A 23464-nucleotide genomic window follows, 5' to 3' on the forward strand; every position below is an offset into this window, starting at 1 on the left:
TATGCGCGGTGAACTGAAGACCTATCAGGCCAAGCGCCGGTTCGGAGAAACGCCCGAGCCGAAGGGCGCGAAGGGCAAGCGCGCGAAGGGCGGCTTCCGCTATCTGATCCAGCGCCATGCGGCGACGCGGCTGCACTATGATTTCCGTATCGAGGCGGACGGGGTGCTGAAGTCCTGGGCCGTGACCAAGGCGCCGTCGCGCGACACGGCGGTCAAGCGTCTGGCGGTCGAGGTCGAGGATCATCCGCTGGACTACGGATCGTTCGAGGGGACGATTCCCGACGGCAACTACGGCGCCGGAACGGTGCAGATGTGGGATGTCGGCACCTGGGAGCCGCAGGAGCCGGACCTGGAGGCCGCCTGGGCCAAGGGTCAGATCAAGATGATCCTTCACGGCGAACGGCTGAAGGGCAAATGGGCGCTGATCCGGTTGAAGAGCGACCGGGGCAAGCCGTCCAAGAGAAACAACTGGCTGCTGCTGAAGGAGAAGGACGACTTCGCCGTGGCGGGAGAGGGCGATGCGCTCGCCGAAATCGACGCCTCGGTGACGACGGGCCGGTCGCTGGCCGAGATCGCGGATGGAACGACGGAATGGACGGCGTCCAAGCCGACGGGGCGTAAAGGCCCGGCCAAGCCAAAGCCGTCTAAGGCGGCGCTAAAGGCCAAGAAGCCGCCGGCCTTCGTGCCGATCCAGCTGTGTAAGGTGACCGACCATCCACCGGGCGGGACGGGCTGGGCGCACGAGATCAAGTTCGACGGCTATCGCATCCAGATCGGGGTCGGCGGCGGTCGGGCGGTCTTGCGGACGCGCAAGGGTCTGGACTGGAGCGACAAGTTTTCGGATCTGGCGGCGGATGCGGCGACCTGGCCCGACGCCGTGATCGACGGCGAGCTGTGCGCTCTGGACGACGATCACATGCCGGACTTCGGCGCGTTGCAGGCGGCCATCTCGGACGAGAAGACGGAAGGCCTGGTGTATTTCGCCTTCGATCTGTTGTTCGAGGGGGCGGAGGATCTGCGTAAACTGCCGCTGTCGCATCGCAAGGCGCGGCTGCAGGCCTATGTGGACCGGATCGGAAAGGCCGCCGCAGGTCGGCTGCGCTACGTCGAGCATTTCGCCTCGACCGGCCAGGCGGTGCTGGAGAGCGCCTGTCGCATGGATCTGGAAGGCGTGATCTCCAAGAAACTGGACGCCCCCTATCATGCCGGGCGGTCATCGACCTGGCTGAAGTCCAAATGCCGGGGTCGCGATGAAGTCGTGATCGGCGGCTGGTCGTCCGAGGACGGCACGCGGTTCCGCTCTCTGCTGGTGGGGGTCAGGGAAAAGGGCGGTCTTCGCTATCTGGGAAGGGTGGGGACCGGCTATGGCGAGGCCGTGACGAAGACGCTTGTTCCGGCGTTAAAGGGCGTGGCTGCGGAGAAATCGCCCTTCGCCGGGGCGGGCGCGCCAAAGGCGGCCAAGGACATCCATTGGGTCAAGCCGGTGCTGGTCGCCGAGGTCGAGCACGGCGGCTATACCGAATCCGGATCGCTGCGGCAGGCGGCGTTCAAAGGGTTGCGCGAAGACAAGACGGCCGCAGAGGTCACCGAGGCGCCGCAACCGCCCACCGACATGGGCGACGCGAAGAAGACCACGACGACGGTGCGACCAGCCGGAAAGCCCGGCAAGGTGGTCGTGGCGGGCGTGACCCTCTCCAGCCCCGATAAGGTGTTGTGGCCCGCCGTCGGCGACCGGCCGGCGATCACCAAGGCCGATCTGGCGCGCTACTACGAGGCGGCGGCTGAGCGGATTCTGCCCCATGTGGCGGACCGGCCGACCTCGATTATCCGGGCGCCCGAGGGGATCGGCGGCGAGACCTTCTTCCAGCGTCATGCCATGGCGGGGTCAAACCCGCGACTGAAGCTGATCGACGTCAAGGCCCGCAACCCTTACGTCGCCGCCGTCGATGTCGGCGGCCTGGTCGCCATCGCCCAGTCGGGCGGGCTGGAACTGCACCCCTGGGGCTGTGCGCCCGGCCAGCCGGAAGTCCCTGAGCAAATCACCTTCGACCTGGATCCCGACGAGGGGCTGAACTTCGCCGACGTCATCGCCGCGTCCAAGGTCGTGAAAGCGAAGATCGAGGCGCTAGGTCTGGCCGCCTTCGTCAAGACGACCGGGGGCAAGGGGCTGCACGTCGTGGTGCCGATCAAGACCGACGCCCGCTCGCGTGTGACCTGGGATCAGAACAAGGCCTTCGCCAAGGCGGTGGCGGAGGCCATACGCGTCGAGGCGCCGGACCGGTTCACCACGACCCTGGCCAAGAAGGCGCGGGGCGGAAAGATCTTCATCGACTATCTGCGCAACGGGCGCATGGCGACGGCGGTCGCGCCCTGGTCGCCGCGCGCACGGCCGGGCGCCGGGATCGCCTTCCCGCTGTCGTGGGGTCAGGTGAAGGCGGGGCTGGACCCGGCGGCGTTCAACCTATGGACCTATGAGGCGCTGCTGAAGAAGCCGGATCCGTGGGCGGATTTTCGGGCGTCTGCGGTCAGTTTGAAATCGGCGCTGAAAAAGATGGGCGTCTAGGCTGCTGTCTTCTTCTTTGCCGCAGCCTTCCTGGGCGTCGCCTTCTTTGCCGGGGCCTTCTTGGCGGCTGGCTTCTTCGTCCCCGTCGCCGACCCTTTCAGGCTGTTCCGCAATGCGGCCATCAGGTCGATGACATTGGTGTCGTCGGGTTCGGCGACATCGACCACGCCCGTGCCGCCCTTTGACTTGGCCTTGATCATCGCGCGCAAGGCGTCGTCGTAGCCGTCCTTGAAGTCGGTCGGGTCGAAGTCCGCCTCCTTCTGCCCGATGATGCGCGCGGCGATCTCGACCATGTCGGGATCGGCCTTCACTGTCGGAATGTCGTCGAAGTATTCGTCGGAATCGCGCACCTCGTCATGGGCGCGCAGGGTGTAGGCGATCAGCCCCTTGCCCCGGACCTCCAGCGCCAGCTGACGCTCCTTGCCGCGCAGGACCAGCTGGCCCAGCGCCACCTTGCCCTGTTTCTCCATGGCGTCGCGGATGACGGCGAAGGCCTCGACGCCCGCGCCTTTCTCGGGAACCACGAAGAAGGGATCGTCCCAGTACAGCCGGTCGATGTCGTCCTCATCTACGAACTTGTCGATCGAGATGGTCTTGGTGCTCTCCAGCTTCACCTTGTCGAAGTCGGCGTCGTCGAACAGCACGTATTCGTCCTTGGACACCTCATAGCCGCGCACCAGATCGCTGCGCTCGACGGGCCCGGCGTCCGGGTCGGTCGGCACCATGCGGATGCGATTGTTGGTGTCAGGATTGATCAGGTGAAACCGCACGTCGTTCGTGCTTGTCGTCGCCGTGTAGAGGGCCACCGGACAGGTGACCAGCGACAGCTTCAGATGTCCTTGCCAGGTGGGGCGGGCGGCCATGTCGGTTCTCCTCGATCCGTGACAATGCGTCAGGGCGATTTGCGTTCGAACAGGGCCGCCGCCTGGGCATCAGGCCTTACCTTCGAAGGCGACGCTGAAACCGCCCCACATCATGCGCTTGCCGTCGAAGGGCATGTCCATATTCGCAAAGTCGGGGTCGTCCTGCATCTTGCCGAAACAGGCGTCGGCGGTGGCGCGGTCGGGCCAGGTCACCCAGGAGAAGACGACGACCTCGCCCTCTTGCAGCTTCACCGCCATGGGAAAGCTGGTTAGTTTGCCGTCCGGCACGTCCTCGCCCCAGGTCTCGACCTGGGACAAGGCGCCGTATTTCTGAAACAGGGGCCAGGAGGCCTCGGCGGACTTGATGTAGCGCGCCTTGTCCTCGGTTTTCACGGGGGTCAAAAAGCCGGTCACATAGGTCATCGGTCGTCTCTTCTTTCTGGATTCAAACGTCGGCGACGGCGCGGTCCAGCGCCGCGATGTCGATCTTGATCATGCCCATCATGGCCTGCATGGCGGCCTTGGCGCGCGCGGGGTTCGGATCTGTGGTCAGTTCCATCAGGCGACGAGGCGTGATCTGCCACGACAGGCCCCAGCGGTCCTTCAACCAGCCGCAGGCGTTCTCGCTGCCGCCGTCGGCGAGCAGGGCGTCCCACAGCCGGTCCGTCTCGGCCTGATCCTCGGTCATCACCATGAAGGAGACGGCCTCGGTGAAGCGAAAGTTCGGTCCGCCGTTCAGCGCCAGATACTGGCGACCCGCCAGCAAGAACTGCACCGTCAGCACCGATCCTTCAGGGCCAGAGGGCGTATCGACCGGCGAGCGGTTGACGGCGGTGATGCGGCTGTCGGGCAGCAGGCTGACATAGAAGGCGGTCGCGGCCTCGGCGTCGCCGTCGAACCACAAGCAGGGAATGATCTTGTCGCTCATGCCGCGTCGCCCTCCGCCAACGCCGCCAGTTGATCGGCGACGGCGCCCCATCCCTGTTCGAAGCCCATGGCCTTGTGGGTTTCGGCGGCCTTTTCGTCCCAATGCCGGGCGGTGGCGGTGTAGCGGGTTCCACCGGCCTCGGGCTCGAAGGTGTCAATGCGCACGAAGTTCATGTCGCCGGCCTGCGGAACCCAGCCCTCGGTGAAGGCGCCGGTCGAGACCAGTTTGCGCCCCGGAACCACCTCCAGAAACACGCCGGAATAGGGATGCCGCTCGCCCTCAGGCGAAGCCATTTCGACATTGGCCCGCCCGCCGACGCGCAGGTCCCAATCCACGACCGGCGTGGTCCAGGGGCGAGGGCAGAACCACTCGCCGGTGCGCTCGGTGTAGATCTTCCACACCGTCTCCGGCGAGGCCTTGATCAGACGGCTGATGCTCAGTTCACGACTGTCGGCCATCACGACACCATGGCGTTGGCGGCGAAGGCTTCGGGACCGGCGGCGACGGCGGCCGGGTCCATCCACATCACCTCCCAGATGTGGCCGTCCGGATCGGCATAGCTGCGGCCGTACATGAAGCCGTAATCCTGGGACGCGTTCGGATCGCTCTCGCCGCCAGCGGCCTCCGCTTGGGCTACGACGGCGTCGACCGCCTCGCGGCTGTCCCGGGACAGGCACAACAGAACCTGGGCCGAGGCATGGGCGTCGGGGATCGCCCGGTCGGTGAAGGTGCGCCATTTGTCGTGGGTAAGCAGCATGACGTGGATCACGTCCGACACCACCATACAGGCGGCCGTGTCGTCGCTGAACATCGGGTTCCTGGTCGCGCCGACGGCCTCATAGAAGGCGATCGATCGGGGCAGGTCGGCGACCGGCAGGTTGATGAAAATCAGCTGAGCCACGGCGTTTCCTCTCCTTGTTATTTGCGAAACCTGACTCCGATGATTACGATAGTCAACTATGAAGTTAGAAAAGATAACCGATAGGGCTGGTCGCCGATATCACGACGCCTGCGGCGCCGCACACGGGCTGGACCTGATCGGCGAGCGCTGGGCCTTGCTGGTGATCCGCGAACTGATGATGGGCCCGCGTCGGTTCGGTGATCTGCGAAAGGATCTGCACGGCATTTCCGCGAACGTGCTGACCCAGCGGCTGGAGGGGCTGGAGGCTTCGGGCATCGTGACCCGCCGCAAACTGCCGCCGCCCGCCTCGGTTCAGGTCTATGAGCTGACGCCTTGGGGATACGAGATCAAGCCGGTCTTCATGGTGCTGGGCGGCTGGGCCGCGCGCTCGCCTCGCCACGACCCGACACTGCCGATCAGCGCGGTGTCGATCATGCAGTCGTTCGAGACGATGTTCGATCCGGCCCTGGCCGGAGACGCAGCGATGACCGTCGGCTTCGTCTTCGGCGACGAACCTTTTGTCGTTCAGATCGAAAAGGGGACGATCACGACCCGTCGCGGCGCCACGGACACCGCCGACGTCGTCCTGACGACCCAACCGCCGCTGGTCGCGGCCTGCGTCTACGGCAAGGTCCCGCCCGCCGCCTTCGAGGCCGACGGCCTGATGACCCTGACCGGCGACCGGGCCGTGTTCGACCGCTTCGCGGGCTTCTTCAACCTGCCGGAGAAGGCGCCGGTCTGAAGCTTCAGGCCAGCATGTCCAGCAGCGTGCCGGTCATGTCGTCCGCGGTGCGCAGAACGGCGGCGTTGGCGTTGAAGGCGGTCTTGGCCTGGATCCGCTCCACGGTTTCCTCGGCGAGATTGTCCAACGGCGCGGTGGCGGTGCGACGCGCGCTGTTGTCGAACCGGTTCTGCGCGGTCGTCATTCCGGCGGCGGCTATGGAAAGCGCTTGCATGGCGAAGCTCCGGACGCGGTGGGTTCGATCGCCAGACTGCGTCTTTCAGGTCAACGTCGCCTGAAGGAACAGGGTGAACGGCGTTTTCCGCCCCGCTTGCGCCCTTATTGATGTATAGAGCGCCATCATTCGCCCGGCCTGAGGTCTGACCTCGGCCGGGCGCGGTCGTTTCGGCGACCGCCCTTGTCCGTTGTCCCAGGTTTCCTATGCCCTTTCCCGCCGTCCATCCCGCGCTCGACCGCGCCCTGATCAACAAGGGCTATGCCGAACCCACTCCGGTTCAGGCCGCCGTCCTGGAGGCGGAGCATGCGGATCGCGACCTGCTGGTCTCGGCCCAGACGGGTTCGGGCAAGACCGTGGCCTTTGGTCTGGCCGCTGCGCCGACCCTGCTGGGCGACAAGCCGATCTTCGGCCCCGGCGGCGCGCCGCTCTGCCTGGCCATCGCGCCCACGCGGGAACTGGCCATGCAGGTCGCGGCTGAGCTGCAATGGCTGTACGCCGACTCCGGCGCCAAGATCGCCACCTGCGTCGGCGGCATGGATGCGCGCCGTGAAGCCCGCGCGCTCGGCTTCGGCGTCCACATCGTCGTCGGCACGCCCGGCCGCCTGAAGGACCACATCGATCGGGGCAATCTGGACCTGTCCGAGCTAAAGGTCGCCGTCCTCGATGAGGCCGACGAGATGCTGGACATGGGCTTCCGCGAGGACCTTGAGCACATCCTGGACCAGGCGCCGGCCGAACGTCGCACCCTGCTGTTCTCGGCGACCATCGCGCGTGAGATCGCGACCCTGGCCAAACGCTATCAGAAGGACGCGGTCCGCATCGACGCGACCGACAAGACGCGCCAGCACGCCGACATCGAATACCGCGCCTATCGCATTGCGCCGAACGAGATCGAGCACGCGGTGGTCAACACCCTGCGCTGGTTCGAGGCGCCGCGCGCCATGGTCTTCTGCTCGACGCGCGACAGCGTGCGTCACCTGCAATCCTCTCTGCTGGAGCGCGGCTTCTCGACCGTCAGCCTGTCGGGCGAGATGGGTCAGCGCGAGCGGACCGACGCGCTTCAGTCGCTGCGTGACGGCCGCGCCCGCGTCTGTGTCGCCACCGACGTCGCCGCGCGCGGTCTGGACCTGCCGGACCTGGGTCTGGTCATCCATGCCGAACTGCCGATGAACCGCGCCGGCCTGCTGCACCGTTCGGGCCGGACGGGCCGGGCGGGCAAGAAGGGCATCTCGGTCATGCTGGTCCCGCACTCGCGCCGTCGCAAGGCCGAGCGGCTGATGGACGAGGCCGGCGTCGACGCCGTCTGGACCGGCGCCCCGACCTTCGACGAAATCCGCAAGGCCGACGAAGGCCGTCTGCTGTCGCCCGAGTTCTTCGAGGCCGACGTCTCCGACGAGGACATGGTCGTCGCCAAGCGGATGATCGCCGAGCGTACGCCCGACGAGATCGCCGCCGCCCTGGTGCGCCTCCTGCGCAAGGAACAGCCGGCGCCGGAAGAACTGTCCGATCCGGGTTCGGACCGCGGTCCTGCCAAGCGCGAACGCACCGTGCGCAACGACGACGGCACGGCGGCTCAACCCTGGCCGGGCGACCGCCTGGGCGCCGATGATGTGGTCTGGTTCCGTCTGGACGTGGGCCGCAACAAGAACGCCGACCCCAAGTGGCTGATACCGCTGATCTGCCGCATCGGCGGCATTTCCAAGCCTCAGATCGGCGCCATCCGCACCTTCCCCGAAGAGACGCGGTTCGAGGTCGCCAAGACCCACGAGAAAGCCTTCCGCGAAGCCGTCGCCGCCTCCAAGGACGAGGTGAAGATCACGCCGTCGGAAGCCCCGACGCCCGGCTCGATGAAGGCCAGCCGCTTCGCCGGCAAGCCGCGCGAGGATGGCGACCGCCCCTTCAAGAAGACCCCCTACAAGCGCGCCGACGGCGGCGAGGGCGACGCCCGCCCGCCGTTCAAGAAGAAGCCCTGGGCCCCCCATTCCGGCAAGTCGGGGGCTGACAGCGGCGCCAATCCGCGCTCGAACGCCTCGGGCGACAAGCCCTATGCCAAGAAGCCCTTCAAGGCCAAGCCGGGCTTCAAGAAGGACGGCTTCAAAGGCAAGCCCAAGGGCTGATCATGCCGGCACTTGCCTGATCGTGGGCGGAGGCGCACCCTCCGCCCATGAGCACGCCGTCCGCACCTGAGGGCCGTTACGCCTCGTTCGAGGCCTTCTATCCCTATTACATCCACGAGCATTCCAACCGGACGTGTCGGCGCATCCACGTCGTCGGCACCTTTCTGGTGATCTCGGCCTTCGTCGCCTTCGTGGCGACGCGGAACGCCTGGTGGCTGCTGGCCATGCCGCTGCTGGGCTACGGCTTCGCCTGGGTCGGGCATTTCTTCTTCGAAAAGAACCGGCCCGCGACGTTCAAATATCCGCTGTGGAGCCTGATGGGCGACTTTCGCCTGTTCTTCGAGACAGTGACGGGCAAGCGCCGCTTCTGAAAGACCGCATTTCAAGCTGCACGGTTCGGCGAAACGGAATAGTCTCCCCCTGCGGCGTTGCGCCGCTGCTGGAGGGAGCATCATGAAATCCATCGCCGTCATCGCCGCTGCGTCCGTGCTGCTCGCCCCTGGCGTCAGCCTGGCGCAGAAGAGCGGGGCCAAGCCCGACTTCACCCTGGACCCCAACTACGGCTCGGTGCGGCTGGAGACCGGCTTCACGCCCGATCCCTGGACCAAGTCCATCCTGGCGGGCGGTTCGATCGCCGCCTCGGCGGCGCAGTCGGGCTGCGAGGGCAAGGTCAGCGCCGCGCCCGATCTGCAACTGAACTTCGAAGCCGGCGATCTGGACCTGACCATCAAGGCGGTCGCCAGCGAGGACACGACGCTGCTGGTCAACAGCCCCGGCGGCCGCTGGTACTGCGACGACGACAGCGGCGGCGACCTAGACCCGATGGTGACAATCTCCAATCCCGAGAGCGGTCGCTACGACATCTGGCTGGGCACCTATAACGACAACATGGTCCAGTCGACGCTGCAGATCAGCGAACTGGGCGGCACGGACACGACGGCGGGCGCGGCGCCCAACATCGATCTTGAGCCCAACTACGGCACGGCCAATCTCCGCGGCGGCTTCACGCCCGACCCCTGGACCAAGTCGATCCTGGCCGGCGGTTCGTCGCCCGCCTCGGCCGCCAAGTCGGGCTGCGAAGGTTCGGTCAGTTCAGCCCCGGACATCCAGATTTTCTTCGAGCCGGGCGACGCCGATCTGACCTTCCGCGTTCGCGCGGACGAGGACACGACCCTGCTGATCAATACGCCCAACGGCCGCTTCTACTGCGACGACGACGGCGCGGGCGGCGTCGATCCGAAGGTGACGATCACCAATCCGCAGAGCGGCCGCTACGACATCTGGGTCGGCACCTATAACGGCTCGATGGTCCAGTCGACGCTGGAAGTGTCCGAATTGGACTGATTGGCGCAAGGCTTCAGACACGAAAACGCCGGCTGACCTTCGCGGTCAGCCGGCGTTTTTCATGATCGGCCGGATCAGTTGGAAGCGGTGGTCCAGGCCGGGGGGCAGCCGTCGAAATCGCCGGCGTCCACGATGGTCAGGGTACGCATGTTCAGGCGCTGCGCCTGGTTCATCGAGCCGCGACCGTTGCCGGTATAGAGGTCGATCTTCTGGCCCTTGATCGCGCCGCCGGTGTCGGAGGCGTACCAGTAGCCGTCGTGGATCGAACCGTCGGCCAGGCGCATGCCGACCGTTTCGCGGATGAACAGCTTGGTGCGGCGCGGTATCACGCGGGGATCGACCGCGACGGTGCGCATAGCGATCGGACGGCAACCCAGCGAATCGTTGCCCGTCGCGCCGCCGCCGCCTGCGTGATAGAGGCGCGCCGAGGCGCGCCAATCCGGATCGGAGGCCATCAGCTCGGCCTGTTCGGCGTTCAGGGCGGTCTCGACTTCATCGGAACCGACGATGGCGGCAGGGGTTTCAGTCCTGACTTGATCCGCCGCTACGACGTCATTGTAGGGGACAGGCCCGCTCGTCACAGACGATACGGCAGCCCAAAGCATGGCGATAGCAGCGGAGGCGCCGATCATGAGTTTCGCTCAGGAGACACCGGCTCCCAACGCCGCCGGCGCTGGCCTTGTCGCGTTAACCTGTGGCGAGAAAGTGGCGGAACCCGCCTTGGCCCCGTCTGTTACGATTTGTTTCTAGGTTAATGCCCTGTTTTGCATGACTTATTTATCCCCAGTCTGAGCGCTTGGGGACGACGCCCCGGGCTTCAAAACTTGAAGTTGAGGCCCGCCTGAAGCACCGGCAGGACCTTGTAATCATCGGCCTCGGCCTGAATCTCACGCTCTTCCTGATCCAGACGCGAACGGAAGGTAGGGTCGTTCGACAGCGTCCCGCCGCGAGCGCCCAGATCCACTTGCGGCGCATCGCCAAAGGCCGCGCCGGCCAGAATGCGGAAGCCGAGCCTTCCGCCGCGCGTAAAGGTGTTGTCATAGCCCAGGCCGACGAAGGGCGCGGTGCTCTCCAGGTCGATGCGGCCGGTCAATGTCCCGACCTGGGCCGGGGTGAAGGTCGCGCCGCCGACATTGACGTTTCCGGTGGGCGTCGCATCCAGATCGACCTTGCGATCGCCGAAATAGGCCCCGCCCGAGATCAGAAAGCCGTTGCGGAACGGATGCAGGTCCACAAAGGCGCCCGGCGACTTGAAGTCGATCTTGGCGTCGTAATCGATGCCCTTGTAGGTCTGGTCCCGATCCCATTTCAGCACGTCATAGCCGCCGCGCAGCACCACGACCGGGCTGAGCGCGAACTGGGCCTGAAGGCCCGCGCCCGGCGTGCCGACCTGGGCGCCGACGGCGAACCGGCCGTCAGCCTGCGCCAGGGCCGATGTGGCGGGCAGGGCGGCCGCGATGACGGCGGCGATCAGCGGGGTCTTCATGGCGTGCAGGTCCGAAACGGCAGGGTTCTCTTAACCTTGCCGGCCAGCTCTGAAGATTGGGTTACGCCACCCAGTCGCCGGGCGCCGTGTCGCGCCTCGCCTCGGCATCGCGCACAGCCTCTACCGCTCGATCCAGCACCTCCAGGCCGGCGCCGGGCTTGATCGCCTCGACCGTCAGAATGCGACGGAACGCCCTCGCGCCGGGCCGGCCGTGCATCAGGCCCAGCATATGCCTCGCCATCGCAGGCAGGGCGACGCCTTCGTCCAGACGCGCGGCCATATAGGGCCGATAGCGCTCCAGCGCGGCGAAGGCGTCGGTGTCCTGGACCGGCTCGCCATACAGGCGACGATCCGCCTGACCCAGAATGGCCGGCTCGTGATACGCGGCGCGACCCAGCATGACCCCGTCCAGCTTGACGCCGTCGATCTCGGCCAGATGCGCCTCGACCGCGTCCATTGAGGCGATGCCTCCATTGATCGAGATGTTCAGATGCGGCCGCTCGCGCTTCAGCCGGCGCACCAGATCATAGTCCAGCGGCGGCACGTCGCGGTTCTCCTTGGGCGACAACCCCTTCAGCCAGGCCTTGCGCGCATGGACGACGAAGACCTCGATCCCGACGGCGGCGCAGGCGTCCGCCGTGGCGAACAGGCTGACGGCCGGGTCCTGATCATCCACGCCGATGCGGCATTTGACGGTGGCGGGCACGCTGACGGCCCCCTTGATCGCCGCCATACAGTCGGCCACCAACTCCGGCTCGCGCATCAGGCAGGCCCCGAACCGACCCGACTGCACCCGGTCCGACGGGCAGCCGACGTTCAGATTGATCTCGTCATAGCCGAACGCCTCACCGACCTTGGCGGCCTCGGCCAGCTGCGCCGGGTCCGATCCGCCCAGTTGCAAGGCCACCGGATGCTCCAGAGCATCAAACCCCAGCAGCCGCTCGCGATCCCCGTGCAACACCGCCGGCGCCGTCACCATCTCGGTATAGAGCAGCGCCTTGGTCGTCAGCGCCCTGTGGAACGCCCGGCAATGCCGATCGGTCCAGTCCATCATCGGGGCGATGGACAGCGTGCGGGAGGCGTTCAGGGACATGGGGGTGCGGCTTGACCGGCGATGCAAAGGCGACTGCGGGTGCCCATACGCCATTTACGCGCCGCCGTGAAATCAGAGCTCCCAATGCACAGGTGTAGCCGGAGAGGCGTCCCGTGCCGGATCACACGGGACGCTTTGGTCACGCTTAGCGGCGGGCGCGCAGTTCCAGTTCGCCAATGCGGCGGCTCATGTAGGCCGTGTCGTCGGACGAGGGGCTGGTGCGGCTATAGGCGGCGTCCAGGCGTGCGAGGTCGCCGGCCTCGACGCGGATGTCGGCGGCCTCGGTGCGGCTGACGGCGCCCGAGCGTTCGGCGGCGGTCAGGGCGGTTTCCAGGTTCGCCAGACGGGTGCGGGCGGGCAGGTTGGCGGACGGCGTCTGTCCGGCTGGGCCGTCGCCGACCCGCAGGTCCAGGGCGTCCAGACGCGCGTCCAGATCGGCGCGTTCGCTGGCGCTGATCGATCCATCGGCGCTGTAGCGGCTCTCCAGCTGGATCAGGGCCTGATAGTCGGACTTCAGGCGCGTCGCCTCTGTGCGGGTGATGCGGCGCGCGGTCACGGCGGCGTTGACGCGGGTGTCGAACTCCGCGCGGCCTTGGGCGACGGTGTCCATGTCGGCATAGCCCGAGGCGCCGGCTTCCAGCGTCTGGGTAAGGGCGGTGTAGCGGGCGTTCAGATCCGCGCGTTCCTGGGCCGAGATGCCGCCGACGGCGTATTGGTTCTCCAGATCAACCAGGGCCGCGTAGTCCGCGCGCAGGCGCGTGGCGGCCGAGGCGGAGACGCCGCCGGCGCGCACGCTGGCGTCCACGCGGGTGGAGAACTGGCTCTGGCCGTCACGCAACGGACGGCCGCCGCGCAGCCAGGCCTGATCCATTGCCGACAGGCCCAGACGATCGCCGAACAGGGCGCCCACGACCGCGCCCAGCCGATCCTGTGTCGTCGAGGGGTATTGCGTCTGGGCGACTGCAGCGCCGCCCGCGAGGGTCAGGGCGGTGGTGGCGATCAGGGCGAGGCGGACGTTGCGCATGGGAAGGTTTCTTGTCGGTTGATGTCAGCCGACAAAACGATGGTCGTCCGGCTTGGTTGCCTGCCTGCGCCTCAGTCGCGGATGAAGTGCGGCACGAAGCGCGAGGTGTTCCTGGTGATGCGGCCCGTGTCCTCGCGCAGGCTGATGCCCGCCGGTTCGGTTCCCACCAGCCACGACCCGACGATCACATGATTGCCGTCGAACAGGGGCGGATCGCACAGCGCCTGGCGGATGTAGCGCCCCTCGCCATAGCCGCCGTCCACCACCTCTGCGGCGCTGACGCCCCGGTCGATCAGTTCGACATTGTCGCCCTCGCGCGAGAACAACGGCTTGCGCACATAGGATGAGCCCAGCGCCGCCTCGGCCGGATCGCCCTCGAAATAGGATTCCAGCAGGTTGGGGTGGCCCGCATGCCGCTCCCACAACAGCGGCAGGATGGCCTTGTTGGACAGGATGCTCTTCCACGCCGGCTCCAGCACGGTCACGTCCGCCGTCGGCAGCGGGGCGGCGTAGTCGTCGCGCAGCATCTGCTCCCACGGATAGAGCTTGAACATCGCCTGGATGATCCAGTTCTCGTGGTCCACGAACCGGCCGTCGGCGTTCAGCCCGATCTGGTCGATGGCGACGAACTGGGGCTCCAGCCCGGCCTGTTGGGCCAGGTCTTCCAGGAAGCGCACGGTCTGGCGATCCTCGACGAAATCGGCGTCCGAGGCGAAATGCACGAAGCCGCCGTTCGGGAAGATGGCGCGGAAGCGATCGACCAGCTTCTCATGCAGGCTGTTGAACTGATCCGCATCGGCGGGCAGGGCGCCGGCCTTGATCTGGTCCTCCAGCCACAGCCATTGAAACACCGCCGTCTCATAGATGCTGGTCGGGGTGTCGGCGTTGTATTCATACAGCTTGGCCGGACCCGTCCCGTCCCCCGAGCCGGCATAGGCGAAGTCGAACCGGCCATAGAGGGACGGGTCGCCCCGCTTCCAGCTGTCGGCCACATAGTCCCGCATGGTCTCGGGAATATCGAGCTGTTCCATCAGCCGCTCGGACTGAACCGCCTCGTTGACCAGCTCCAGGCACAGGCCGTGCAGTTCCTCGGTCGGCGCCTCGATCCCGTCCTCGATCTCGGCCAGCGAAAAGGCATAGGCCGCCGTCTCGTCCCAATAGGGTTTGCCGTCGGTGTGGCGCCAGGTGAAGCCGAGTTCCTCGGCCTTGGCGTCCCAGTCGGTGCGGGGATCGAAGCGCAGACGCTCCATGGATCAGGCCGGGTCTTTGTCGGGCGTGGATTGGCCGATGCGCGGCGTGACCACCGTCACCTCCGGCTGGCTCAGGCGCGCCAGGACGTCGTCGGCCGAGGAATGGCCGGGCAGAATGCCGGCCTCGCGCAGCTTGGCGTCCAGGTCCGCGCCGGTGCGACGATCCTCCAGCGCTTGGCTGGCGTTCAGCTTCTCTTCCTGGATCGCCTGGCGCTGTTTGATGCGTTGCAGACTGTCCGCCGCCGAGCCGATGCGCGACTGGGCGCCGGCCGAGTTCAGGGCGACCGACGTCTGGGCCTTCTGGACGGAATCGTTGACCTTGACGATGTCGATCTCGCGACGAAGCGTCTCGATCTTCTGGTCTGTCGAGGCGATGGCCGTGCGCAGGCGCGTCTCGGCCGTCTTCATGTCCTCGATCAGCGGGCCGCGGCTGGTGATCTCGGCCTCCAGCTCGGCGATGCGGCCGGCGACTTCGCGCGCCAGATCAGTCTTGCCCTGACCCAGGGCTGTGCGGGCCGAACTTTCGTATTTGGCGACCTGGTCGCGGAAGCTGGCCATCTCGTTTTCGGCCATGCGGCGGCGCGCCACCAGGCCGGCCAGGTCATCGCGGGCCTTGCCCTGGGCGTTGTCGGCGTCGCGGATTTCCTGGTCGAGGATCTTCAGCGCATTGGCGTCGACGACGCCCTGGGCCGCATCGTGGGCCGTGCCGCGGAACAGGGCGGACAGTTTTCTGAGCATGGACATGGTCGGTCTTCCGGGATCAGGCGGCGTCGGCGCCGAAGGTTTCACGCAGTTCGGTGGCGTCGATCGCATTCTCGGCCAGGGTGCGCAGTTCGATCAGGATGGTCTGAAGCGTCGTCTTGCAAGAGAGTTCGCCCATCAGCTCATACACGTCTTCGCCACCGACATTGGTGATGGCGAAGTTGGACAGGGGCACCACGCGCTGGGCCTTCAGCAGGAACTCGTTGAAGGCATGGCGGTCCTTCTGCTCCGACACCGGCCACAGCAGGACCGAGCAGACGATCTGGGCGCCGCCGACGCTCAGATAGACCGGCAGATCGCCGTATTCGTGCATGGTCGCCAGCAGCACCGGCTCGGCGCCCTCGACCACGCGCAGGGTCATTTCGCCGTCACGCAGCAGGGTTGAGCCGTCCAGCGCCGCCTTGATGGCGGGCACGGTCCAGGGGGTCTCGATCACGGCGTCCATTTGATGGTCGTCTCCAGGGGTGATGGAATCGGAAGTGGGGCGGCGCGGGCGCCCCGCAAGCTGCGGCCCGCGCGTGGAATCGGTGACGATGGCGCGCACGGCCGCCTTGACGTCGTCGCGGGCGGCGGCCGGCACCCAAAGCTCCAGCTTGACCAGGCCCGCCTCACGACGCGCCTGTCGCCACGCACGGATGCGGTCATTGGCGGCGGAAGAGGGCGATGTGTCATTCGGCATATCGTTACATGAAACGCGTAACATGAACGCTTGACTTGACGCAAGATCGGACGGAATGTCGCGCCATGAACCGCCTCATTCGGTCGCATCGCTTCTGTTCGCTCGCCGTCGGCGCGCATCGGGCCTAGATAGTCGCCCATGTTCAAGAAGCTTTTCGGTTCGTCGGAGAAGGTCGCGCCCGCCAATCGGCTGGCGACCGTGCGCAACATCACCGTCGGCCGCACCGTGTCGCTGGACGCGCTGGCCTGGCGCAGGCTGGGCGACGAGACCCATTTCACCCTGGATCGCGACGTGCTGGACATCTCGGCGCAGGGGGTGGTCAGCCTGGACAGCGGCCAGTTCGTCCATCGCTTCTACACCGACGACCACGTCATGCTTCAGGCCATGAGCGACGACGAGGCGGGCCTGGAAACCTACGACTTCAGCCTGTTCGTGCCCTGGACCTCGGCCTATCCGCCGGGCGAGCGCGAACGCCGCATCTGGCGCGACCGACTGTCGGCGCCGGTCTTTCACGGCGCGGCCGAGGAGTTGCCCGACTATCCGCGCTTCTGGTTCGCCGAGAGCGACGCCATTCAGCCGCCCGTCACCCTGTGGGAGACGATCTGGGACGACCGCGCCGCGACCACGCCCTATGCCAAGATCTTCCAGACCTGCATGTTGTATGCGCGCGAGCTGGGCGGCGGGCGCGAGCTGATGCTGGCGCTTGAGCAGCAGCCCGAGGGCGGCGACACCACGCACGAAATCATGATCGGCATTCCGTTGGAAATGGCCGAGTTCCGCGCCTGAGCGCGCAATCCGAGGGGGCAAGACCGATGTTCGACTGGTTCATTTTTCAGCAGGGGGCGATCGCCTTCCTGATCGCCTTCGCCATGGCGGGCGCCTTCACCCTGGCCTTCAAACTGATCTACCAGTGGGTCACGCCCTATCACGAACACACGCTGATCCGTGAGGGGAACACGGCCGCCGCCATCGCTCTGGGGGGCGCCCTGATCGGTTATGTCCTGCCTCTGGCCTCGGCCCTGTCGCACACCGTCAGCCTGATGGAGTTCGCAGCCTGGGCCCTTCTGGCCGGCGTGATCCAGATCGTCGTCTTCGTCGCCATCAGCCGAATGGCCTTCCGCAACCTGGTCGTCCGCATCGAGGCGGGCGAGATCGCCGCGGCCGTCTATCTGGCCTCCATCTCCATCTGCGTCGGCCTGCTCAACGCCGCCTGCATGACGTCGTGAACCCATGACCGACCCCAAAGACCTTCCCAAGACAGACACCATGCGCCGGCTGAAGCGCTCGCGCGTCCTGCACGTCAGCAGCCTGATGGCGACCGCCAGCTTCTCGCTGGCCGCCTGCGGCTCGCCCCAGCGCGTCCCGGCGCCCGAGCCCGAGCCGACCCTGGCCTATCAGTCGCTGGACGAGTGCAAGGCCGCCAACGACATTCCCGACAATGAATGCGACGCCGCCTTGGCCAAGGCTCAGCAGGAGGCCGCAAAGACCGCGCCGCGCTACGCCACCCGCGAGGAGTGCGAGGGTCAGTGGGGACCGTCGCAGTGCCAGCCGAACAACAACGGCGGCTCCTTCTTCACTCCGCTGTTGACCGGCTTCATCGTCGGCCAGATGCTGAACGGCGGCGGCTATCGCGGCGGCGGACCGCTGTATCGCGACCGCGAGGGGCGGCTGTCCAACGGCTACGGCGGCGGCTACGCCTACCGCGACTATCGCACCGGCAAGACCCTGACCAATGCGCGCGAACATGGCGACGTCGCCCGTCAGGCCCCGACGCGGGTGCAGAGCCGAACCACCGTCGTCTCGCGCGGCGGCTTCGGCGGCGGCGGCCGAGGCTACGGCGGCTGATACAGTTCTGGCGCCAAGCGCCGGTCTTCCCCTAATAGGGATCGCTCTCACGCTTCACGACAGACCGGACCGCCCTGCCTCATGACCGCATCGCCGCCCCCGCACGGAGGCCTGGACGTCGAAAGCTGGGGCGACCCTGAGGATCCGATCGTCCTGCTGATCGACGCGCCCGAACGTCTGTCCGGCGACTGGCGCCGGTCGGTGCGGGCGCTGGTCGAGGCCGGCCGCCACGTCATGCTGGCTGCCGACTTCGACGAGGCGGACGACAGCTCCGCCGCCCTGCGTCGACTGCTGACCGAGCTTTCCTCTCGCCCGGCCATCGTCTGTTCCGACACGACGCTGGCGGCCGTCGTCCCTGCGCTCGCCGTCACCGGCCCGGCCCTGGCCAGCTGTCTGGTGGTCGTCGCCGAAGGGCAGGGGGCTGTCTCGCCCGAGCTTGAGACACAGTTGGCCGGCATTCCGCGCCAGACGATCGCGCGCGCCGAGGCGCCGGACGCGGTCGAGGCCGAGAACGCCGCCCTCCTGGGCTTCCTCGAACGCCACGCCCCGCGCGACGCCCTGCATTATCAGGCCGGCTCCGACCCGCGCACCCTGCGCGACGCCCTGGGCTGTTTCGCCACTGGGGTCACGGTGGTCACGACCCTGGACGAGGCCGGACAGCCCGTCGGCCTGACCGCCAACTCCTTCTCCTCGGTGTCGCTGGACCCGCCGCTGATCCTGTTTTGCCTGGCCCGCTCGTCCACCAATGTCGACCGCTTCCGCCAGGCCGAACATTTCGCCATCAACGTCCTGCATATCGGCCAGCAGCCGACCTCCGGCGTCTTCGCCCGGTCCCAGGCCGACCGGTTCCAGGACGTGGCGTGGGAGGCATGGGACACCGGCGCGCCCATCCTCTCGGGCGCCCTGGCCAGCTTCGAATGCGGAACCGAGCAGATCGTCGAGGCCGGCGATCACCTGGTCATCATCGGCCGCGTCAGGCGCGCCCGGTTCGAGCCGCGCCGCGATCCGCTGCTCTATTTCCGGGGCAAGTATCGGCGGCTGCACTTTTCCTGACCGGCCGGGATCGCTATCTCTCGCCCGAAATAGAGGAAGCCGCACCATGTCCGCGACCACGTCCGCCGATCCCGTCGTCATCGTCTCCTACGCCCGCACCCCGATGGGCGGTTTCCAGGGCGCGCTGTCCGACGCCAAGTCCACTGACCTGGGCGCCGTCGCGGTCAAGGCGGCGCTGGACCGCGCGGGCCTCGATCCGCAAAAGGTCGAGCAGATCATCATGGGCTGCGTCCTGCCTGCGGGCCTCGGCCAGGCGCCGGCGCGTCAGGCGGGCATGGGCGCAGGCCTGCCCGTCTCGACCGAGGCGACCACCATCAACAAGATGTGCGGCTCGGGCATGCAGGCGGCCATGATGGCGCACGATGCGCTGGCCGCTGGTTCGGCCGACGTGATCGTGGCGGGCGGCATGGAGTCCATGACCAACGCCCCGTATCTGATGCAAAAGCACCGGGGCGGCGCGCGCATCGGCCACGACGTCATTTCTGACAGCATGTATCTGGACGGGCTGGAGGACGCTTACACCCCCGGCAAGCTGATGGGCCAGTTCGCTGAGGACACGGCCAAGGACTATCAGTTCACCCGCGAACAGCAGGACGCCTACGCCATCGAAAGCGCCGGCCGGGCCAAGCGCGCCCAGGACTCAGGCGCCTTCGACGCCGAAATCGCCTCGGTCGAGGTCAAGACCCGCAAGGGTCCCGTCACCGTCGACCGCGACGAACAGCCGACCCGGTCCGACCCGTCCAAGATCCCCAATCTGAAGCCCGCCTTCGGCAAGGACGGCACCATCACCGCGGCTTCCGCCGCCTCGATCTCGGACGGCGCCGCCGCCCTGGTCATGATGCGCCGGTCTACGGCTGAAACCCTGGGCCTGACGCCGATCGCCCGCGTGGTCAGCCAGGCCGCCCACGCTCACGAGCCGCACCTGTTCACCACCGCCCCGGTCTTCGCCCTGCAAAAGGCGCTGAAGAAGGCCGGCTGGAGCGCCGACGATGTGGATCTGTGGGAGGTCAACGAGGCCTTCGCCATCGTGCCGATGATCGCCATGCAGGAACTCGGCATCCCCCACGACAAGATCAACGTCAACGGCGGCGCCTGCGCCCTGGGCCACCCGCTTGGGGCTTCAGGAGCACGCGTCCTGACCACCCTGCTGTCCGCCCTGAAGGCCCACGGCAAGACCCGCGGCATGGCCGCCCTGTGCATCGGCGGCGGCGAAGCGACGGCGATGGGCGTGGAGTTGGTTTAGAATCTCGAGCGCTTTAAGCCTGCGCCCGTCATGGGGAGGCGGACATCGTGAACTATGCGGCATGCGGACACTGTCTTCGTCATAAGACATTATCGGCGATGGTGTCCTGTCGCCTCTTAGCAATGATCCTTGAGGTCAGATGACCTCTCGCATGCTGTTTCGTAACGCTATCGACGCGATGGAAGCTGGCTTCGAAAAATTGGAGGTCCAGGTTCCACCCCCTCGCGTGGTCAGGCACGGAGGGGGTGTTACGCTGCGTTACGTCGAGCAGACTATACAGCAGGCTATACTGCTAAAGCTGGCTCGCCAAATCAGCGGCTTAAACGCTTGCGATATACTGTTAGCCAGTGGCTATGTTCAGGAGCAAGGCGTCATCCAACGCACATTGGATGAGTTAGACGAGGACATCTTGTTCCTATGTTTTGGGGCCCAGGATGGCACCGTCAAACTCCACCGCAAATATCTAAAGAGCTTTTGGCAGGAGGAGTTTGAGGAAGGGGTGGCACCAATAGATAGTACCAAAGGTCGTTATCATATCGCGCGCGGTGACATTCGTGACTGGCTAGGTCGAAGACTTGGCACGCCGGAAGACGACCCCAGCATGAAGGCGCTCCGTGTAGTTCAGCAGACCTATTCGGGCTACGTCCATGCAGCTTCTCCTCACATCATGGATATGTGCGGCGGCCCTCAACGGCGTTTCCACCTTCGCGGCATGAATGGCACTCCTCGCATAACAGAGCACGTCCAAGATTTCTGGAACTACGTCTATCGAGGCTTGCTGTCGGTTAATACCGTCGCCCTCATCTTTGGAGACGCAAAAGCGTCAGCCGCACTGCGAGTCGCGCTAACAAATTTCGAAGAGGCGTCAGGTTCAACCTTCATGGCCGATGCCGCCAAAGAGTAGCGACAACAGACGCTTTAGTAAGTTTAGCGCGATTCGGTAATCGTTGCTAAGCCGCGAACGCCGCCCGGATCGGCTGCACGGTCTGATCCGGGCGTTTGACCGGCAGGTCGAAGCTGACGACCGTGCCGACGCCTGGCTGGCTTTCCATGCTCAGCTGGCCGCCGTGCATTTCGATCAGGGACTTGGTCAGGGCTAGGCCCAAGCCGGTGCCCTGAGTGGTCTTGGAATGCTGGCCCTCGACCTGTTCGAACGGGCGGGCGAGGCGGACCAGGTCTTCGGGCGCGATGCCGATGCCGGTGTCGGCGCAGGCGACGCGGACGCGGTCCTCGCCCTGCGCGCCAATGAAGGGTTTCAGCGACACGACGATGGAGCCGCCCTCGGGCGTGAACTTCACGGCGTTGGAGATCAGGTTCAGCATCACCTGTTTGACGCCGCGCTGATCGGCCTCGATGTCGGGCAGGTCGCCGGCCTCGACCGCGATCTTCAGGCCCGCTTCCTGCACCTTGCCGCGCATCAGCCGCACCGCGTCCTCGCACACCTCGCGCAAGGACACCGGCTCATAGTGCAGGGTCATCTTGCCGGCCTCGATCTTGGCCATGTCCAAGACGTCATTGATCAGGCTGAGCAGGTGCTGGCCCGACTTCAGGATGTCGCCGGCGTATCCCTTGTATTTCTCGTTCAGCGGCCCGAACAGCTCGCTGGCCATGATCTCTGAGAAGCCGTTGATGGCGTTCAACGGCGTGCGCAGTTCGTGGCTCATATTGGCCAGGAACTCGGACTTGGCCTGGTTGGCGGCCTCGGCCCGGGTCATGGCGACCTCGTATTTGCGCGCCAGCAGCGACAGCTTTTCCTGGCTGGATTCCAGCTGGTCGACGGTGGCCCGCAGATCGTCGGCGGCGCGGCGGCGCTCGGCCTCCTGGCGTTTGATGGCGGTGATGTCGGCGGCGGTGACAACCGACCCGCCCTCGGAAGTGAACCGCTCGGACAGTTGCAGCCAGCGCCCGTCGTTCAGCTCGACCTCACGCAGGCCCGCACGACCGCTGGCCGGGCGATGCTCGGCCTTGATGGCCAGGCCGGCGATCCGGTTCAGCTCGTCCTTCATCGCGCCGCGCCGCACCACCCCGTGGTCGAAGCCGAAGGCGTCCTCGAACGCCTGGTTCCACAGGATCAGCCGCCCCTGACGATCGAACAGGACGAAGGCCTCGGAGATGCTCTCCACCCCGTCGCGCAGCCGGCTTTCGGCGGCCTGGGCGGCGGCCTTGGCGCGGCGGGCCTCGGTGATGTCTAGCGCGACGCCCAGGATTGCGGAAAAGCCCATGTCGCCGCGCTCGCCGCGCGCCTGGCCCCGCGCGTCGATCCAACGCGCCCGCCCGTCCGGTCCCGCCACCGGGAAGGTGATCTCAAAGGCGCCATAGGCCGCCGCCTGGCGCAGGGCGTGGCGGAAATCTTCCTGAAAGCGCGGATGGACGCGGCCGATCACATCCTCGGCGTCGGTCACACCGCCGCGCGAGAAGCCCAGCAGCGCGGCCATATAGTCCGACAGCGACACCTCGCCCTTGGCCAGATCCCACTCCCACACCCCGCACCGCGCGGCTTCGACGGCGATGCGGAACCGCTTTTCGGTGGCCACCCGTTCGCGGTGCTGGCGCGTCTGGCGCAGGCCATAGAGGACCAACAGGACCACGACCCCGACCCCCAGCAGCAGCGGCGCGAGCACCACCCAGGCGTCGTCGAAGACGGAGGCGGTCGTCCCTTGCGAGATCGCGACCACATAGGGGCCGCCCGCGACGGTTCGAGCGGCGGCGGCGAGGCCGGCCTGGCCCCCCAGCGCCACGGCGCGCGGGTCGGCCTGATCGACCAGGGCCGAGGCATCAACGCCGATCAGGGTGCGGATGGGTTGGCCGATCTCGGCGGCGCGCGCCGAGGCCAGCACCACGCCGCCCGCCGACACGATCCGCGTCTCGCCGCCTTTCGGCAGGACCGGGGCGATCCTCGCCTCCAGCCTCAGACCGTCGGCATTGGCCTGGCCGGCGACGACCGATCCTTCGCCCTTGGCGGCCTGCACCGTCTCGCCGGGACCGACCAGGGTGAAGGCGACCTTGGGCGCAGCGGCCTGCGCGGCCTCGACGACCTCTATGGGGGCGCGTTTGGCGACAATGGCGGTGCGGCCGGCGGCCAGACCTGCTTCGGCCGACTGGATCAGCGCCGCGGTCTGGCTGGCGACCAACTCGGCGCTCAGCTTCAGATTTTCGGCTTCCAGGCGGCTGATTTCGCGGGTCGGCCGGCTGAACTCGCGCGACGCCATCAGGGCATAGGCGGCCGCGATCAGCGCCAGGACCAGGACGGCGATCCGCAACCAGGCGGGCGCGCCGGCGGCGCGGTCGGAGGCGCGACGCCCCGACCGATTTTCCCGCCGCTCCTCGTCCCGCAAGCCCCGACCCTCCGACAAA

The 23464-nt window shown here is 66.7% G+C and carries 25 protein-coding genes; 11 read left to right on the plus strand and 14 right to left on the minus strand.

Annotation, left to right across the window (positions count from 1 at the left end; genetic code table 11):
• Position 1: 1 nt before the first annotated feature.
• Positions 2 to 2563: a DNA ligase D gene (ligD, locus tag PFY01_RS04850; RefSeq protein ID WP_271042622.1), complete on the plus strand. Its 2562-nt coding sequence runs from the start codon at positions 2 to 4 to the stop codon at positions 2561 to 2563.
• Here the strand turns inward: ligD and PFY01_RS04855 are convergent.
• The 5 genes from PFY01_RS04855 to PFY01_RS04875 all read right to left on the minus strand — a co-directional run bounded on the left by PFY01_RS04855 (position 2560) and on the right by PFY01_RS04875 (position 5255).
• Positions 2560 to 3426, minus strand: a complete 867-nt coding sequence (locus PFY01_RS04855; RefSeq protein WP_271042623.1) for a Ku protein — start codon at positions 3424 to 3426, stop codon at positions 2560 to 2562. The genes ligD and PFY01_RS04855 overlap by 4 nt on opposite strands.
• Positions 3427 to 3495: 69 nt before the next feature.
• The gene (locus PFY01_RS04860; RefSeq protein WP_271042624.1) at positions 3496 to 3849 is read right to left on the minus strand and encodes a DUF1428 domain-containing protein; all 354 of its coding nucleotides are present in this window, start codon (positions 3847 to 3849) and stop codon (positions 3496 to 3498) included.
• A gap of 22 nt (positions 3850 to 3871) precedes the next feature.
• Positions 3872 to 4354: a VOC family protein gene (locus PFY01_RS04865; protein WP_271042625.1), complete on the minus strand. Its 483-nt coding sequence runs from the start codon at positions 4352 to 4354 to the stop codon at positions 3872 to 3874.
• Positions 4351 to 4812 carry an SRPBCC family protein gene (locus tag PFY01_RS04870; RefSeq protein WP_271042626.1) on the minus strand — a complete coding sequence of 154 codons (462 nt, stop codon included), beginning with the start codon at positions 4810 to 4812 and terminating at the stop codon, positions 4351 to 4353. The genes PFY01_RS04865 and PFY01_RS04870 overlap by 4 nt, the downstream gene beginning before the upstream one ends.
• Positions 4812 to 5255: a VOC family protein gene (locus PFY01_RS04875; protein WP_271042627.1), complete on the minus strand. Its 444-nt coding sequence runs from the start codon at positions 5253 to 5255 to the stop codon at positions 4812 to 4814. The genes PFY01_RS04870 and PFY01_RS04875 overlap by 1 nt, the downstream gene beginning before the upstream one ends.
• A gap of 58 nt (positions 5256 to 5313) precedes the next feature.
• Here PFY01_RS04875 and PFY01_RS04880 point away from each other — a divergent pair, with 58 nt between their 5' ends.
• Positions 5314 to 5997: a winged helix-turn-helix transcriptional regulator gene (locus PFY01_RS04880; RefSeq protein WP_271042628.1), complete on the plus strand. Its 684-nt coding sequence runs from the start codon at positions 5314 to 5316 to the stop codon at positions 5995 to 5997.
• 4 nt (positions 5998 to 6001) lie between these two features.
• Here the strand turns inward: PFY01_RS04880 and PFY01_RS04885 are convergent, their stop codons facing one another.
• Complete coding sequence (locus PFY01_RS04885) at positions 6002 to 6211, minus strand: flagellar basal body rod C-terminal domain-containing protein (protein WP_066623816.1); 210 nt, start codon at positions 6209 to 6211, stop codon at positions 6002 to 6004.
• Positions 6212 to 6417: 206 nt separating this feature from the next.
• Between PFY01_RS04885 and PFY01_RS04890 the strand changes: the two genes are divergently transcribed.
• The 3 genes from PFY01_RS04890 to PFY01_RS04900 all read left to right on the plus strand — a co-directional run bounded on the left by PFY01_RS04890 (position 6418) and on the right by PFY01_RS04900 (position 9675).
• Positions 6418 to 8331, plus strand: a complete 1914-nt coding sequence (locus tag PFY01_RS04890) for a DEAD/DEAH box helicase (RefSeq protein ID WP_271042629.1) — start codon at positions 6418 to 6420, stop codon at positions 8329 to 8331.
• Between the two features lie 47 nt (positions 8332 to 8378).
• Entirely contained in the window at positions 8379 to 8702 is a 324-nt protein-coding gene (locus PFY01_RS04895) for an Mpo1-like protein (protein WP_026108600.1), read from the plus strand.
• 82 nt (positions 8703 to 8784) lie between these two features.
• Positions 8785 to 9675 carry a hypothetical protein gene (locus tag PFY01_RS04900; RefSeq protein ID WP_055752859.1) on the plus strand — a complete coding sequence of 297 codons (891 nt, stop codon included), beginning with the start codon at positions 8785 to 8787 and terminating at the stop codon, positions 9673 to 9675.
• A 74-nt stretch (positions 9676 to 9749) separates the two neighbouring features.
• On the opposite strand, the gene PFY01_RS04905 is transcribed toward PFY01_RS04900, so the two are convergent.
• The 7 genes from PFY01_RS04905 to PFY01_RS04935 all read right to left on the minus strand — a co-directional run bounded on the left by PFY01_RS04905 (position 9750) and on the right by PFY01_RS04935 (position 15969).
• Positions 9750 to 10307, minus strand: a complete 558-nt coding sequence (locus PFY01_RS04905; RefSeq protein ID WP_055752860.1) for a 3D domain-containing protein — start codon at positions 10305 to 10307, stop codon at positions 9750 to 9752.
• Positions 10308 to 10492: 185 nt separating this feature from the next.
• Positions 10493 to 11161 (minus strand): hypothetical protein, encoded by a 669-nt coding sequence (locus PFY01_RS04910; protein ID WP_271042630.1) that lies wholly within the window; start codon positions 11159 to 11161, stop codon positions 10493 to 10495.
• A 61-nt stretch (positions 11162 to 11222) separates the two neighbouring features.
• Positions 11223 to 12254, minus strand: a complete 1032-nt coding sequence (gene dusA / locus PFY01_RS04915) for a tRNA dihydrouridine(20/20a) synthase DusA (protein WP_271042631.1) — start codon at positions 12252 to 12254, stop codon at positions 11223 to 11225.
• Between the two features lie 145 nt (positions 12255 to 12399).
• Positions 12400 to 13278 carry a hypothetical protein gene (locus PFY01_RS04920; protein WP_271042632.1) on the minus strand — a complete coding sequence of 293 codons (879 nt, stop codon included), beginning with the start codon at positions 13276 to 13278 and terminating at the stop codon, positions 12400 to 12402.
• Positions 13279 to 13349: 71 nt separating this feature from the next.
• Positions 13350 to 14528 (minus strand): glutathionylspermidine synthase family protein, encoded by a 1179-nt coding sequence (locus PFY01_RS04925; protein WP_271042633.1) that lies wholly within the window; start codon positions 14526 to 14528, stop codon positions 13350 to 13352.
• Positions 14529 to 14531: 3 nt separating this feature from the next.
• On the minus strand, positions 14532 to 15272 hold the full coding sequence (locus tag PFY01_RS04930) for a PspA/IM30 family protein (RefSeq protein ID WP_271042634.1): 741 nt from the start codon (positions 15270 to 15272) through the stop codon (positions 14532 to 14534).
• Positions 15273 to 15288: 16 nt separating this feature from the next.
• Entirely contained in the window at positions 15289 to 15969 is a 681-nt protein-coding gene (locus PFY01_RS04935) for a DUF2170 family protein (protein WP_271042635.1), read from the minus strand.
• 138 nt (positions 15970 to 16107) lie between these two features.
• Between PFY01_RS04935 and PFY01_RS04940 the strand changes: the two genes are divergently transcribed.
• From PFY01_RS04940 to PFY01_RS04965, 6 genes are all read left to right on the plus strand, one after another.
• Positions 16108 to 16755, plus strand: a complete 648-nt coding sequence (locus PFY01_RS04940; RefSeq protein WP_271042636.1) for a YjfK family protein — start codon at positions 16108 to 16110, stop codon at positions 16753 to 16755.
• Between the two features lie 26 nt (positions 16756 to 16781).
• Positions 16782 to 17195 (plus strand): DUF350 domain-containing protein, encoded by a 414-nt coding sequence (locus PFY01_RS04945; protein ID WP_017506364.1) that lies wholly within the window; start codon positions 16782 to 16784, stop codon positions 17193 to 17195.
• A gap of 4 nt (positions 17196 to 17199) precedes the next feature.
• Positions 17200 to 17814: a DUF1190 domain-containing protein gene (locus tag PFY01_RS04950; protein ID WP_271042637.1), complete on the plus strand. Its 615-nt coding sequence runs from the start codon at positions 17200 to 17202 to the stop codon at positions 17812 to 17814.
• An 81-nt stretch (positions 17815 to 17895) separates the two neighbouring features.
• The gene (locus tag PFY01_RS04955) at positions 17896 to 18867 is read left to right on the plus strand and encodes a flavin reductase family protein (protein ID WP_271042638.1); all 972 of its coding nucleotides are present in this window, start codon (positions 17896 to 17898) and stop codon (positions 18865 to 18867) included.
• Between the two features lie 46 nt (positions 18868 to 18913).
• Positions 18914 to 20110, plus strand: a complete 1197-nt coding sequence (locus tag PFY01_RS04960) for an acetyl-CoA C-acyltransferase (protein ID WP_271042639.1) — start codon at positions 18914 to 18916, stop codon at positions 20108 to 20110.
• 151 nt (positions 20111 to 20261) lie between these two features.
• Positions 20262 to 21014 (plus strand): hypothetical protein, encoded by a 753-nt coding sequence (locus tag PFY01_RS04965; RefSeq protein WP_271042640.1) that lies wholly within the window; start codon positions 20262 to 20264, stop codon positions 21012 to 21014.
• Positions 21015 to 21060: 46 nt separating this feature from the next.
• Here PFY01_RS04965 and PFY01_RS04970 read toward each other — a convergent pair whose 3' ends face one another.
• Positions 21061 to 23445 (minus strand): PAS domain-containing sensor histidine kinase, encoded by a 2385-nt coding sequence (locus PFY01_RS04970; protein WP_271042641.1) that lies wholly within the window; start codon positions 23443 to 23445, stop codon positions 21061 to 21063.
• Positions 23446 to 23464: the final 19 nt, after the last annotated feature.

This window comes from Brevundimonas vesicularis (assembly GCF_027886425.1).
Classification (GTDB): Bacteria; Pseudomonadota; Alphaproteobacteria; order Caulobacterales; family Caulobacteraceae; genus Brevundimonas; species Brevundimonas vesicularis_C.